The sequence below is a fragment of the Viridibacillus sp. KH_047 genome (assembly GCF_057838945.1).
In genome coordinates, this window is record NZ_CM174479.1 from 3613546 (window position 1) to 3629116 (window position 15571).

Below are 15571 nucleotides of genomic sequence, written 5' to 3' on the forward strand. Positions count from 1 at the left end.
TCTTAGTTGTTTGTTGCACTATCTCAGCTGTTTGTTGCGCTAACTTGGATGTTTGTTATTTAGCAGAATATTCACGTCCTTATGTTTAGTATTTTTATTGATTTTGGGCATAAAAAAACCAGCTTTTGCTGGTTTTATTTTTTGAATAACGGTTGCTTGTAATCATAGTGATGCACCCGCAATTTTGTGTTCCCTATCGGAGTTAAATTCATCTTTTTGAAGAGTCTTGATATTGTAAATTTATCTTCTATTTGTAGAAAGCCTCTACACTCTTTGTTTGTGATGGTAGATTTAAACAGTTGAAACCAATCGAGCATAGTTTGCTCGAGAATGACTTGCTTCGGTGCTTTACAATTAGAACAACATTGACCTCTTCTAGATGAATACTCTATAAGGGCACCACATGGGCAGATCATGCCTGGGGTTAAATTTTCAGGTTGTAGGTTGTATTTTTGACATAAGGGAAAGGGATTATACGGCTTGATTTGTGACTTTAGTTGATTGCAAAGTAAACGGAATTCTTCAACGTTGAGTTTGTGTGGGAGAGAATTAAGCTGTTCTAGAAAGTTGGAGATTTCTTTGTTGAACAGTAATTGTACTTTCTTGGGGCGTTTTTTTATAAATGTGTTGGTGTTTGGCATGACAATTTTATAGTAGATCGGGATTTCATATTTGTTATTTTGAAGCCAATATTTCATGCTACTTACAGCACGGATAATTTGACTTTGGGGACACTCGTATATTCGCTTTTCACCATCTACTATTTGGACTAATTGATATGGATTTTCGTGAAATCGTAATACACCTCGCATATTTTTCACTTCAAATATGCAAATGTAGCTTGGAGTGATTATGAGCGAGTCTATTTGAACAAAGCGAAACTTTGAAACTTGTAATTCAACATTAGGAAAATAGAAATATGGCAGTTTAAAATGAGTTTCTTGGACGAAATGGTCAACACGCAATTCTCCTTTATAGCCTGCTAAAATACGCTCGGTATCTTGCCGTATACTGTTGATGGCTTGATGATGCGTGTTCGGGACTCGATAAAGGAGCCGATTGAGTGCTTGAATTTGTAGTGGAACGGGTCTTGTAATAATGATGAAGATTCACTCCTTCTCAACTATAGTTAGATAGAATCTATCATAATATGGAAAATATTTCAATGGAGATGTGGGTTGAGTTGTGGGTTGTTGCACTAAGTGCGTTATTTGTTGCTCTAATTCGGCCGTTTGTTGCTCTATCTCAGTTGTTTGTTGCACTAACTCACTCCTTTGTTGCGCTAACTCACTCCTTTATTATTTAGCAGAATATTCAAGTCCTATTTCGCTCTTTTTCTCCGTTTTGAGGTACCTTGAGGATGAGATACTTGATTTTGATCATATTGTAGCTATCCCCCGATATTCGCTGTTATTTAAGGATTAGTTGGCAGCAGATTTTGATTACTGCTCGAATTTCGGGGATTGTTGCACTAACTCTGCTGTTTGTTGAGCTAATTCGTCCGTTTGTTGTGCTAACTCACTCCTTTGTTGCACTAACCCACCCCTTTGTTGCGCTAACTCACTCCTTTGTTATTTAGCAGAATGTTCATGTCTTTAGAGGCTTTCATTCTCCCCTAAGGACATCAATGATTTTACGTTTCTTTAACTGGAGGGTAAAGGTAGACTTTTTTTATTTTAGAAAAGTGAGCGATGGGGTAATTTTCTTTGTCATCATAATTTAAATAAGAAGCGATTGAATTTTCATGGATGGTATATGCGGCTTTTTGCAATGTCCATGGAGTATGGTCATTATCTACTCTAAGTAACTGGTCATTTACTTTTGTCCAGCAATGGTAACGTTCGCTTAGCCAGCGCTCGAGTTGACTACGTTCTATGGGTCCAGAAATTGGTTCATATGAAGCTATTAGAGTTTCGTAATTCGTTTCTATTTTTTTGCTTCTACTATAAAAAGTAATTACATTTTCGTACTTTTTCAAAGTAATATTCGCTTGTCTAAAAGGCATGAAGTTCTTATAATTCACTAGTTTTGTGATTAGTTGATTATTGGCATCTATGCTTAAGAAATATACGCCAGACTTTTCTTTATAAGTGACATATGTGCGGACATTTAATTCTAAAAAAGAACTGATACCAGGTATGGATGGTATCAATCTTGGGCGATTCTCTTTTACTTGGAAAAACACTAAACTGATCCATGCTTTATTGTTAAAGAGCTCAAGTTCGAGTTCTGATGGGATGTATTGACGTATATCTTCAGCTGGAACCGGCCAATGTAGAAATAATACATCGTGCCATTCCTGCGTTATGATCCAAGGTCTATTATTCATTTCATGACTCCTTTCAATAACTTCACAATGTTTATTATTCCCTTTGATGAATATATTCAAACGAGTAAAAAATAAACCCTAAGCTTCGAAAAGGTTAGGGTATTAATACAGACCAAGTTTTAAACTGTTGTTATTGTTGCATACTAATCGAAGTACCATCACTTTTCACGTATACAGTTCCGTTTTTTGTGACAAAAACTTTCGTTCCTAATTTCTCCAAGGCACTAACTGTTTTAGCTCTTTTCCTTCCACTCGTGATGACAGCGAATTTCGGTTTCACCATGCTGTAAAATTCCAATGTATTATCTTCAAATTTCCCATGATGCGGTACTTTTAAAAATGTATGCTCAACAACGCTATGGTTCATTATTTCATCCATGCGTTCTTCCTCTGCATCCGCTGTTAATAAAAAGCTGTTGCTTCCATGCTGTACGCTTACTACAAGTGAATAATCATTTTCTATTTTGTATTTACTTTTTTGAGGTGGGTATACTGTGAATTCAGCGGTACCTGCAGTAAAGGAATACGTAGCGGTCAAAGCTTTAGGCGTGATGTGATTTGCTGTAATGGCATTTTTGTACTCCAGATACTGTAAACTGCTACGTTTATAATTCGGCGTAATAATTTGTAGGACGTCTACACTATTGATAATCGTATCTGCTCCACCGACATGATCTTTATCAAAATGAGTCAAAATAAGGTAGTCAATTTTTTCTATATTATGCTTTTCTAAATACGCGACAATCTTTTTGCCATGCTTGTCTTCCCCAGTATCAATCAATATCGTTTTGCCACCGGACATTAAAAGCATGCTGTCAGATTTACCAATTTGAAAAATCGTCATATCTAATAATGTTGTCTCACTACTTGCAGCAGTTTTCGTGTTAAAAGAGGAGCAACCTATTAAAGTCAGAATGATGAGCATAACTATGTACTGGAACATCAATCTTTTGCCTTTGGACAAATACTGATTCATAAAACCACTCCTCTCTTTTCTTCGAATTAATGTACGTGTAGTATCCACTAAATGAGTTGAATTATGACGCAAAAAAATCCCCTTATCTAATGATGAGGAGATTTTCGTTATTGCTATTGGGACTATTCGTACATTAAAGTTTTTTTAGGTGATCGGTATCAGAACTCAATACATCCTGCACTCTTTGCACGTATGGATCTTTATCATAAGTAAAATATAGCTGACTAGAGAGTCTGAGGGGATCACCAAAGAACAGTCGTTCATACAGTGTTTGACGTGTGCCGAAAGAGCTCATAGTCATATCCCAAGCTAGACGGAATATTTTAACACGATTTTCTGCCGTGTCAGCTTTCGATTGCAAATATTGATCTAGATCTTTTCTTATACTTGATTGGAATGAATTTTCAGTTGGGATTGACATCAACCCACTTGCTCCCAAGATTTGAATGATTTCAGCAAATCTCGGATAGACCTTAGGAAATACATTTATAGATATTTGTAACGTTGTACGATCTGGTCTCATAACGCCTGATTCATCTAACTTGGCTTCTGCTTCTGATTTCATGACCAGTGCTTTCATTGTTTCCAACGCAACAATAATTTCAGAAGCCTTTTCTTGAACATGTAAGTATTCACTGATATTAATCGTATCGATAATTGACTGTACTACGCCCAAAACAAATTCAGTTTTTATAATCTGTCTACAAGCTACTTGATGCAATGCAAAAGGTTGAAAAGAACTAGCCATCATAAAATTATTGGATGCGCCTAAATTATTATAATAAAATACTCGCTCCCAAGGAACCAATACATTATCAAATACCACAATCGTATCCATTTCATCATAACGAGAACTTAATGGGTAATTAAATGTTGAATCTCCCCCAACAAAAGACTCTCTGCATAGAAATTTCAATCCTTTAGTGTTACTTGGTATCGAAAAGGCAAATCCCTTTTCCTCTTCTAACATTCCAGCAGCTGACATAACTAATAATTCGTCAGTAATGCCACCCTGTGTTGCGAGTAACCGCGCACCTTTTATAATAATCCCTTCATCGTTACTATCTATTACTTTTGCAGCAATAGGCTCTTTTGTAGACTCAAAATAATATAGACCTCTATTTACCTGAGGGTCCACAAATGTATGTGTCATTGATATATCATTTTCTCGTGCATACTCATAGAACGCTCGTAAATTTTTAGGAAAGCAATTTTCTTTCCCTTCTAAAAATTGAGCAGAAGATGCAAACGCCATTAACGCTGTATTCATATAATCTGGACTTCTGCCCATCATTCCATTATTTGATTTAGCCCATTGCTGAATCATTTCTCGTCTTTTAGCTAAATCAGCTTTCGTCTTAGGTTGTAGATAAGACAGACCTACTGGATTCCCAGTAGTTGGTGATGGATAGGTGAGGACATCTTTTAGTGAAGCATCATGCTGCATCTCATATAACATCGCTTGGCTTTTCATGATCCCTTTGAATGCAGGGTGCTCGGAAATATTGCCTGTCACTTGCTTACCATCAACCCAAACATTCGTTTTCAGCTTGTTAATTCGGTCAATATATTGTTTGCCGGTTATTGCTGTCATACGCACACTCCTAATTTATACTCGCTAATGGTGAAATAGCTGTATGGTTATATACATTCAACTATTTCTATAGTCATATTTTATGAATATGACCTAACTATTGTTACTGTCCGATTAAGGCACTCCAAATTACATTAGCTTTAATAAGGAGGAAAATCATTCAAAGAGAAATTATACTCAACAAAAAAGTCCCCTAAACCGAAGTTAAGGGGACCATTTGGATGCTGTGTCCAAATTAGTGCTTTATTTTTTTCAATGATATTGTTGTCCAACTTAATTTTTTCATCACAATTTATCGCAAAAATGAATATATAGTTTTGAAATACTGTATGTATAACCAACTTTTATATACCACTTTCCATCTTCGATAAATATTAATTTTAAAAGCAAAAAACCCCCTGATAGAGCATGCGGAGGTTTACTTTTTAATGATTATATTGTTTTTACATTCTTTTTCACTAATTACATAGTATCATGATTTTTCCATTCATTTTATGTATAAGTAATCGTCCAATTTTAATAATGGAAATTTATCATTTCTACCTACTTAGATTGCATGATTGCCCCTACTTTTCGTTTTTTCTTCGTCTTGTAATAAAATGGTGGTGGGTTTTAAACCCTTTCCATTCTTTCATATGCCTATGTAAGTCTTTTCGTTGAAGTCTCGTTTCAGTTGTTTCCATATCAAAAGTAGAATTGGTCTTCATAGTGTCATCAACAATAAATATTACCGGGAATTGAAATAATTTTCGAACTAAATATATCATTCTCTGCTCATTTCGATCTGCCTCAATTATATGCACTGTTATTTCACTAAAATCGATTATTTCTTCCCCTTGATAATAGTACTTCACTTCTCCCATCTCCTTTTAGAAATTTTATCCCCTCTCTTAATTTATCATAAATAGGAAAAAATAACTATTAAATATATGTTTTTTTAACTTTGCTATATAGAGTAGGCATAATGTTGTTTTTCCATTATGATTTTAATTGCTTAGAAATATTTCACGCCAGAGTTTACCGATGAATATGCATATACGGAATCTTGTGTAAAGACATGCTGTATGTAACTATATTCGGCTACACCATTTACGTCTGCCAAACTTCGACAGTTGTTTTCTTACTTGTATCTGCTTCCTTTCCAATAGTAAAGTAACTGGAATATAAGCTTTTGGCTGACCATTTATAAGATGCCACTTCTGTCTATCAAGCATTTTACTGCTATTCACCGCAATTTACTATTAAAGACAAATTAAATCCCCTAACCAAAAAGATTAGGGGATAATTTGTTATGTGAAATCGTTACTTCTCACTTTGGTATTCTTTTAATAATTCTTTTGCTTTGTTGTTATCTGCTTCTAGTTTTAAACCAGTTTCTACAAGAGGGCTCAACGTTGAAACAGCGTTCATCTTGTTACCTTGGTAGAAGTTTTTAATTTCTTCTTGATTGATTGAATACAAGATTGATTGGCGTAATGCTACACTCTTAGATACATCACGGTCTTTCATATTAAAGGCAAGATATGCGATACCATTACTTTTATTTTGTTGCAATGTAAGCTTGTCGTCTTTCTTCACGATATCATATTTGCCTTCTGGAACACCATTTAAAATATGAATTTCGCCGTTACGTAATGCAGATAATGCACTTTCTGGATCTTGAATAAATTTCACTGTTATTGCTGAAATTTTCGGCTCGTATTCTGTGCCTTTCATGTAAGCAGGGTTTTTCACAAACTTCGCTTCGTAATCATTTTTAGAAACTAAGATATAAGGTCCGCTTGTATAAAGGGCATTATTGTAATCTTTTCCTTCAGTGATTGTTTTTTGATCACCATAAGCGATGTCTTTGTTAACGTCATATTTAGCTACATCATATGTGTTAATGCTTTCAACTTGTTTTTTAGAAACGATACCAGCTGATTGGTGTGCTAAATAATTTAGTACTTGTGGGAATGGCTTTTCAGTCGTTACTTTAACAATTTGATACGCGCCAGATCCGTTATTTGCTTTTGTTTTATCTGTTACTAATGTTGCAATCTTTTTATCTAAACCTTTTTCTAATTGTTCACGAACAGTCGATTGACCATCTGTTGTTTTTACATCTAATTCTTTTAAGTCACTAACGATTGAAATGTCTTTCATGCTTTCATGAAGACTATACGTACGGTGATCAGGTACAGAGTTTTTGTCTTTAGCACGATCAAGTGAGAATTTTACATCCTCTGCTCCTACACGCTCACCTGAGTCAGCTGCTTTTTTGTCTTTAACTGATGCAAAATGAATGTCATCACGTAATAAGAAGTAATAATCTTTACTGCCATCCGCAATCGCGTGATTTAACGACAATGAGCCATCTGATACAACTTCATCATCATCAGTTAAATTCACTAAACGCACATACATATTTGTATTTAATGTATTGATAGAACCGTCATTTCCTTTAATCGGATCTAACGAAGTTAAAGCACCGATTCCTTGTTGAACAAGTAAAGGTTGTGTTGCGTTTTTAGCCTTATCTTTAAATGATATTGCTTCCCAAACTGCTGCTCTTGATTTTGGTAAGCGTAAAGTTTTTTCATCGATTACTTGGTTGTTTACGCCTTGCGCTTTATAAGAAGTATATAGTGGCACAATATACGCTTTATCGAACACTACTAACTGCTCTAAATCTTTATACGTTTGTGTGTATTCTTCTTTTAATTGTGTACTTGCTTTTTCTACTAATTTATCTGCTTCTTCATCGGCAAATAAAGTATTGTCACCGTCAGATGTAAACAATGAACGAACTGCATAATCAGGATTCCCTGTTACTGTTGTCCATCCACTTAGCGCTAAATCATAATTACCTGCATCTCTTTGTGCAGTGAAACTACCGTAATCAGGTTGGATGTTTAACTTTACATTGAATCCATTCTTCGTAAGTTGGTCACGTAGAATATTTAAATCATCTTCACCTGTGCTCATGCCTAAAATTTCAATAGACGTGTTTTTTGTTTCAGAAGAAGGTTTTGATTCATCTTTTTTAACGTCGGATTTTGTATTAACACATCCTGCTAAAACGAGTACTACTGCTGCTAAAAAAAGTACTAATCTCTTTTTCATTTGAATTCCTCCATAGATAATATTTATCAATCCAATTTTGGATCTAAAGCATCTCTTAACCCGTCCCCTAAGAAGTTAAAGGAAAGTACTAATAAAATAATGGCTATCCCTGGGAAAATCGCTAAATAAGGGTTGGTTTCAAGATACATGCTTCCTACTTTTAAAATATTGCCCCACTCTGGTATATGTGGTTCCACACCTAAACCTAAAAAGCTTAAACTACTAGTTGCAATGACTGCGCCCCCAATAGTTAGGGTTGCTTTAACAATCATCGGAGCAAACGAATTGGGTACTACTTGCTTGAAGATGATTTTCCAATCTGCTTCTCCTAAAGCCTTTGCAGCTTCTACAAACTCTAAATTGGATACCATCATGACATTTGCACGCATTGTTCTTGCATAGGTAGGAATGGATCCTACACTTAATGCGATGATTAAATTGACGGTATTTGCACCAAATGCGGCAATAATAGCGATTGCTAGTAAGATACCAGGAACCGCATAAAGAACATCCAAAATACGCATGATGACGTTGTCAATTGACTTGTTGTAATAGCCAGCAATAGCACCTAGGAATCCACCTATTACTAATGGAATAAGTGTTGATACTACTCCAACAATTAATGAAATGCGAGCGCCATAAATAATGCGTGAAAACACATCTCGTCCGAAGTTATCCGTGCCAAATGGATTAGCTAAACTTGGCTCTAATAACATGGCTTCATAATTGTTTTCTACAGCAAATTCATAAACAAATGTACCGTAGCTAGCGATTGAAATGCCAAATGTGAAAATTACAAACAGTAAGCCTAGCATCGCTGTGAAATTCTTTGTGATTTTAGACCAAATCTTATTCCACTTTTCAATCGTTGACATATCTCTATTTGTACTTTTTAATAACACGCTATACCCTAAAATAAAACCAAATATATTTCCAGAAAACCCTGTAATGATTAAAGCAATACCTAACCATTTAAATGCAGGTTTAATTTGACGGTCCGTATCCACTTTGCCGAAGATAACTACAGCTACGACATCAAAGATGATTAATAATATGAATACAGCCATTGAAAGTAAAAACATATCTGATACATACGGTTTAAAAAGATTTAGTAATGATACTGAAACAATTAACAACTGAGTCAGCAGCATATAGTAAGAAAGCGTATATTCAATAGAAGCTTTGCGACGCAACATTCGGAAGGCGAAGGTTGTCGTAAAAACGTTCCCCACTAAAATAGTTAGTAAGTTTACTGCACTCATTAACCTTGTTCTTTTTTGAATATCCCCCGTATTTAGTAAATCTCTTTTCATACAAAATAGAATAATAGCTTGCCAACATGCGATTACTAAATAAGCAATTGTCAAAGAGCCCCACACTTTGTTCCATGTTCCCTCTGTAACATCAAAGGCATTCACTAGAAAAACAAGTACTAGTGCAATTGAAATAACTAAAACAAAGAGTGCATGTTTATACTCTTGCGATCGTTTTAAAGCAAAATCCTGTTGTGTTGTCATTTCATACACCTCGTTAAGTATTTTTCATTTGCGATCGAATTCTTGGATTTAAGAAAGCATATAGAATATCAACTGCTAAGTTTACAATCGAAATCGTGATGGCAATGTAGACAACTCCCCCTAATATAGAAGGAATATCCGGTACGAATTGTTTATCTACGATATAACTGCCTAAACCACTAATATTAAATACTTTCTCTGTTACTGCTGCCCCGCCTAGCATGCCACCAAACTGCAATCCGATAATTGTAATAATAGGAATGATTGCATTACGTAAAGCATGGTTGATAAATACTCGACTTGGCTTTAAACCCTTCGCCTTCGCAGTCACAATATACTCTTCGTTCACTACTTCTAAAATGGAGGATCTAGTCATTCGCGCAATCGACGCTGTTAACCCTGTCCCTAATACAATCACAGGCATTATGATTGATAACCAATCACCTGGAGAATACGTAGCTGGTAGTATGTGCCACTTTATAGAGAAGTTCAAAATGAACACAAGTCCTTGCCAAAAGTTAGGAATAGATAAACCGATTAAGGCGATAAACATAAAGCTATAATCCCAAAATGAATTGGGCTTCGCTGCTGATATCATCCCAACTGGAATTGCTATTACAATAGCCATTAATAATGACCAAAACGCGATCGTTAGTGTGACAGGGAATTTGTTTGCAATGCTTGCCATTACATCTTCATTACCAGTATAGGAATAACCTAAATCTAACGTCAGAATCCCTTTTGTCGCATCCCATAACTGCACCCAATATGATTGATCTAAGCCATAACGATGATCAAACTCTGCTCGCTGTTCAGCTGTTGCTGATTCTCCTAAAATATTTGCTGCTGGATCAGCAGGAGAAAAATGCAAAATAGAGAATACAAAGATAGTAACCGATATTATTACAAAAACTGTCATCACTAATCGTTCAAAAATATAGCGAACGAGTGGTCTAGCATAAATCATTAAGAACAAATACATAAGAATACCTGGTATAAAACTGACAATAACGAAGTTTCTATTTTGTAAGCATTTTGCAAAGAAGTGCTGATAGTTTGTGTTGCTTTGATCAGTTGTTTCCAATTCAGCTTGCGCTATTTTCAATACTCTTTCATTTGCAAGCTTAGTTGCTTCCTCCTGCATTTCTTGTTCGCGGATGGGTTCATCGAAATATAGCTTTTTACTTCTATATTGTTCCTCATATCGTTGAATCAGTTCACTATATATAGAAGTTTTTTTTATCTTTTCCATATGCTCGAATTGCATTTGCTGATATTGGGTGCTCTTATATTTTGTTTTATAAATGCACCACATGACGATATGGACTGGTAAACCTAACAAGAATATTATGTACTTATAAAAAAGGAGAGAGCTTAGATTGCTATATACATTCTCTAAACTGCCTTTTATCCGTTCTTTCTTTATATTCAGAAAAATCACTCCTTTAATCTTGATTATTCCTAGTAATTTAGTATACTATTAGAAACAAAGTATAAATTTTATCTTATTAGAAGTCAACATAATTATTTTAAATTTTCAGTAAATGAGGAATTATTATATGGATAGTATTTTAAAGGTTGATAACTTACATATTTCATTTGTCTCAAATCACGAAGTTTTTGAAGCGGTTAAAGGGGTTTCTTTTGAATTACATAAAGGAGAGACTTTAGGGATTGTCGGAGAATCTGGTTCCGGAAAAAGTGTTACTGCACGTTCCATTATGCGTTTACTTCCGTCTCCACCTGCGTTAATGACTGACGGTTCTATTGAATTCTCAGGAGAAACGATTTCTAATTTTACTGATCACGAAATGGAAGCAGTTCGCGGAAAAGAGATTAGTATGATCTTCCAAGATCCAATGACATCTCTGAATCCAACGATTAAAGTTGGCAAGCAAATCGATGAAATCCTAACAAAACATCAGCAGCTTACTTCTAAAGAAGCGAAAAACAGATCAATTGAAATGCTGCAACTTGTAGGGATAAAAAACGCCGAAGAACGTTACAATCAATATCCACATGAATTTTCTGGGGGGATGCGTCAACGTGCCATGATCGCTATGGCTCTCGCTTGCCAACCTAAATTACTCATTGCTGATGAACCAACTACTGCGCTTGATGTAACTATACAAGCTCAAATACTACGCTTAATGAAAAAAATGCAACAGCAATTTGGTACTTCGATTATTTTAATCACGCATGATTTAGGTGTAGTTGCCGGTATGTGTGACCGTGTCGTCGTTATGAAAGAAGGTCAAATTGTTGAAACAAATACGACTGAGGAGCTTTTCGCTTCTCCTCAACATCCATATACAAAGAAATTGTTGAATGCTCTTCCCCGTATGGATGAAAAGAAAAAACCTAAAGGTGAACTATGTTTACCAGCAGATATTAACCCTGATAAACCACTGATTGAAGTACAGGATTTAAATCAGGTATTTCCACTTGGAAGTGGTCGTACTTTAAAAGCTGTCGATTCTATTAGCTTTTCAATCCAACCTGGCGAAACATTAGGTCTAGTTGGTGAATCCGGTTCCGGAAAATCGACTACTGGGCGATTGCTATTACAGCTACAAAAGGCTACTCACGGGGAAATTTTATACAAAGGTATGGCTATTAATCGATTGAACAAGAAGGAAATGAAACAGCTGCGCAAAGAGATTCAAATTATTTTCCAAGACCCTTACGCCTCTTTGAACCCACGCATGAAGGTATTGGATATTATAGGCCAATCTTTGGATATTCATAAATTATGTAAAACAAAAGCAGAACGTCTTGCACGTGTGGAAGAATTGTTAGAACTAGTTGGCTTACAAAAAGAACATGCGATGCGCTATCCACATGAATTCTCTGGTGGCCAACGTCAAAGAATTGGCATTGCGAGAGCTCTAGCTGTTAATCCAAAATTTATCGTTTGTGATGAACCACTATCTGCACTCGATGTTTCCATTCAAGCTCAGGTCGTCGATTTGCTAAAGGATTTGCAAGCGAAGCTCGGCTTAACGTATTTGTTTATCGCACATGATTTGTCGATGGTAAAGCATATTAGTGATCGTGTCGCGGTGATGAATGCCGGAAAGATTATTGAACTCGCAGAAAGTGAAGAACTTTATAGCAACCCGATTCATCCGTATACGAAATCATTATTAGCTGCTGTACCCGTTCCTGACCCTTCTATTGAATCGAAGAAATTAAAAAAAGAAGCGGTAGAAACACCGCATTACGATTTTGACCAAAGTACATTGCAAGAAGTGAAGCCTGGTCACTGGGTACTTGCAAGTAGCTAAATAGTGTGAAAAATACGTAGTTACCTAAAAAGGTGGCTACGTATTTTATTGTGTCTTTTCACTAAAGATGCAACCAATATTTAAAAATGCATCATTACAAAAGTAGTGTTTAAATAATCTTGGAATACGATTTCCTTCCTATATTAATAGTTGAATAAAAAGAACTTATGCTAACTCCTTATATTTATAAGTATATTGAAGTAATAATTGCTTGAAACTATTTGTCTTCATCAAATCTGCATTCCATGTCTTCTACTCGCCAAATAATTCATGTTATTTTTACATTACTTATTTCTTTATAAAAAAACCTAACCTCTAAGAGATTAGGAATTAAATTGTGCCCATTGTTTAAACTAACATGGCTACATTATTAATTTGGGTATTTGTTTTGAATGTTATTTTTTACGTCCTCACTATTCGTATTACTATACATCGCTGTACCTTTTCCACCCGTTTTTGCAATCATTGCTTTTACTTCATTATAAGACATGCCAGACTCTGCATTTTTTCTTTTTACCTCATCAATATCTGTTCCAGAAGACGTAAAGTTACCCTCGCCATTATTGTTCATAAGACACCTCCATTTTGGTATGCCATAATGTTCCCTCAAGCTCAGGTTTTTATAAGTGAAATGTATGGAACACTAAATTCAATTGACCTTTTTTTTACTCTTGTCGACTCTGTGGTATTCGGAAATTTGAATTACGCGAACATTACTTGTATGAAGTTCGTGGTATATGCCTCTACTATCCGTAAACGTTATATACTGTTCCCTCTCACTTTGAATGAGCTCTTCCGCCTTTTCTTGAGACTCGATATGGATAAACCTTCTAATGTAATGCTCTTCATCAAAGAAGTATGTTATTTTGAATTCTTTCATGATTACATATCCCCTTAAGTATATTGTTTTGTTAATGGGTTTCGATTTTCTTTATGATATGTAAAATGTCTTTATTGCATCCAAATTTGCTATTAGCTTTAATTGATGTTTTATTGGCTAAGTAAAAGAGACCATGATTTACAAACTGTATACTGCTATTATCCCTTTTAGAGATTAAAATCCCCCAATTCAGCATTGGAGGATTATTGTTAATAGTATCGGAATTGATATTTTCATATGGTTATTTAGTAATAGTAAGCTCTGCATAAGCACTTTTGGACTTTTTCGTTTTGCTCGTTAGTACAACATAGTATTTAGTGCCAGGTTTTAGTTGTTTGTTTGGCGTTAGTTTCAATTGTAGTTTTGATGTTTTTTGAACTTTAATTGATTGTTGTTTGCCACCAATTTGTAGTAGGGATACTTTAGCATCTTTCATTGTGCTCCAGTTCATCTTCGTACTGCTTTTAATAGTGATCGTTTTTTGTGCTGATTTTTGATTAATGTTTGAGAATTTGTTATACCCTTTTATTTGTTGCTTTAAGAAATCTCGATGGCTATATTCGATTTCTTTACCGACTGGTGTTTTAACATTTGGGGTGATACCTTTTTTCTGTATTTTTGTATTTTTTGGGCCCATGAATTCTCCGATAGTCAGTTTCAACTGGCTACCATCTTTTAAAGAAAATACTTGCTGCATAACGCCTTTACCATATGTTGTTTGCCCGTATAATTTGGCTGCCTTTTGATCTTTTAATGATGCTACTGTCATTTCAGAAGCGCTCGCTGAATTGCCATCCATAGTGATTGAAACAGGTGCATTCCATCTGACTTTCTGCTTTATAGGCTTTGTGTAGTAGGTTTCACTATCCTTATATTTAAACAAATAAGCTACTTGCGCTTTTGGAAACAAGCCAATTACTTCTTCAGCTGCAGTAATGTAACCACCGCCATTACTTCTTAAGTCAAAAATCCAGCCTTTCATACCAGGCATTGATTTAATAGCCTTTTGGATCTCTTTGCTACTATTCTCAGCATAACTGTTAAGACGTATATAACCAATTTTGCCCGCTAGTTTATCTGTTTCAACATTAGGTATATTGATGACTTTACGGATTAACGTTTTCGTAAATGTACTGTTCGTTTTTGAACGAAATATGGTCAAAGTTACTTTGGTGTTTTCTTTTCCCGTAATGAGCCCAATCGTTGTTTGAACTGCTTCTCCCGCCAAGTTCTTACCATTGACTGCCTTGATAATATCTCCTGCAAGTATGCCCCCATTAGCTGCGGGCCCACCTTTAATAGTAGAGATAATTTTCAATCCATTAGCATGTTCTTCAATCGTCACACCGATTCCGACTAATTTCATATCAATGGAATTCGTAAAATCCTTATATTCCTCTTTCGTCATATAAACGGAATACGGATCAAGCTGTTTTGTTAAATCTCCGATTGAAGTACTATTTAACACTGATTCCGATACATTTGGATAATAGTATTTTTTCACTAACTGCTTCACTTCATCCAGTGGCTCTGCTGCATAAGCAACCGATGTCGTAAAGAAAACACATAAGGCAATAAGACTCAATACATAAATCCGTAGTTTTTTCATGGTATCCCTCTTATACTAGTAAGTTTATTATTTATTTTACCATTATATTGAAATTAATGATAGTTATGTAATATTAATATTCTACGACTTTTCACAATACACTATGTTAATGTGAATTTGCTTGAGTAATGTGGTGATACCGAATGCCAAAAGGAAACTAAATTAGAAAAGAATAAGAGAAAAAATTCAGAGATAAATAGTTGCTACGAGGAGAATTGCTGCGTTAGTCCAATTTTATTTTATATACATACGTAATCTTTACACTAACAGAAAA

11 protein-coding genes are annotated in these 15571 nt (G+C 35.2%); 1 reads left to right on the forward strand and 10 read right to left on the reverse strand.

The features are described 5' to 3' along the window. Positions 1 to 134: 134 nt before the first annotated feature. The 8 genes from AC3IS5_RS17750 to AC3IS5_RS17785 all read right to left on the reverse strand — a co-directional run bounded on the left by AC3IS5_RS17750 (position 135) and on the right by AC3IS5_RS17785 (position 10773). Positions 135 to 1109: a nuclease-related domain-containing protein gene (locus AC3IS5_RS17750; RefSeq protein ID WP_489427932.1), complete on the reverse strand. Its 975-nt coding sequence runs from the start codon at positions 1107 to 1109 to the stop codon at positions 135 to 137. Between the two features lie 524 nt (positions 1110 to 1633). After that, positions 1634 to 2329, reverse strand: coding sequence for a YqjF family protein (locus tag AC3IS5_RS17755; protein WP_489425578.1), 696 nt, complete (start codon positions 2327 to 2329; stop codon positions 1634 to 1636). 130 nt (positions 2330 to 2459) lie between these two features. Beyond that, positions 2460 to 3305, reverse strand: coding sequence for a ComEC/Rec2 family competence protein (locus AC3IS5_RS17760; protein WP_489425579.1), 846 nt, complete (start codon positions 3303 to 3305; stop codon positions 2460 to 2462). Positions 3306 to 3438: 133 nt separating this feature from the next. Further along, positions 3439 to 4899 (reverse strand): 4-hydroxyphenylacetate 3-monooxygenase, oxygenase component, encoded by a 1461-nt coding sequence (gene hpaB / locus AC3IS5_RS17765; RefSeq protein WP_489425580.1) that lies wholly within the window; start codon positions 4897 to 4899, stop codon positions 3439 to 3441. Between the two features lie 566 nt (positions 4900 to 5465). Then, positions 5466 to 5753, reverse strand: coding sequence for a hypothetical protein (locus tag AC3IS5_RS17770; RefSeq protein ID WP_489425581.1), 288 nt, complete (start codon positions 5751 to 5753; stop codon positions 5466 to 5468). Positions 5754 to 6201: 448 nt separating this feature from the next. Then, positions 6202 to 8004: an ABC transporter substrate-binding protein gene (locus AC3IS5_RS17775; RefSeq protein ID WP_489425582.1), complete on the reverse strand. Its 1803-nt coding sequence runs from the start codon at positions 8002 to 8004 to the stop codon at positions 6202 to 6204. A 26-nt stretch (positions 8005 to 8030) separates the two neighbouring features. Further along, positions 8031 to 9521 carry an ABC transporter permease gene (locus AC3IS5_RS17780; protein WP_489425583.1) on the reverse strand — a complete coding sequence of 497 codons (1491 nt, stop codon included), beginning with the start codon at positions 9519 to 9521 and terminating at the stop codon, positions 8031 to 8033. Between the two features lie 13 nt (positions 9522 to 9534). Beyond that, positions 9535 to 10773 carry an ABC transporter permease gene (locus AC3IS5_RS17785; protein WP_489425584.1) on the reverse strand — a complete coding sequence of 413 codons (1239 nt, stop codon included), beginning with the start codon at positions 10771 to 10773 and terminating at the stop codon, positions 9535 to 9537. Between the two features lie 307 nt (positions 10774 to 11080). Here AC3IS5_RS17785 and AC3IS5_RS17790 point away from each other — a divergent pair, with 307 nt between their 5' ends. Beyond that, positions 11081 to 12808 (forward strand): ABC transporter ATP-binding protein, encoded by a 1728-nt coding sequence (locus AC3IS5_RS17790; RefSeq protein WP_489425585.1) that lies wholly within the window; start codon positions 11081 to 11083, stop codon positions 12806 to 12808. A 370-nt stretch (positions 12809 to 13178) separates the two neighbouring features. On the opposite strand, the gene AC3IS5_RS17795 is transcribed toward AC3IS5_RS17790, so the two are convergent. Both AC3IS5_RS17795 and AC3IS5_RS17800 read right to left on the reverse strand, forming a co-directional pair. Further along, on the reverse strand, positions 13179 to 13379 hold the full coding sequence (locus AC3IS5_RS17795) for a gamma-type small acid-soluble spore protein (protein ID WP_489425586.1): 201 nt from the start codon (positions 13377 to 13379) through the stop codon (positions 13179 to 13181). Positions 13380 to 13929: 550 nt separating this feature from the next. Further along, complete coding sequence (locus AC3IS5_RS17800) at positions 13930 to 15297, reverse strand: S41 family peptidase (RefSeq protein WP_489425587.1); 1368 nt, start codon at positions 15295 to 15297, stop codon at positions 13930 to 13932. Positions 15298 to 15571: the final 274 nt, after the last annotated feature.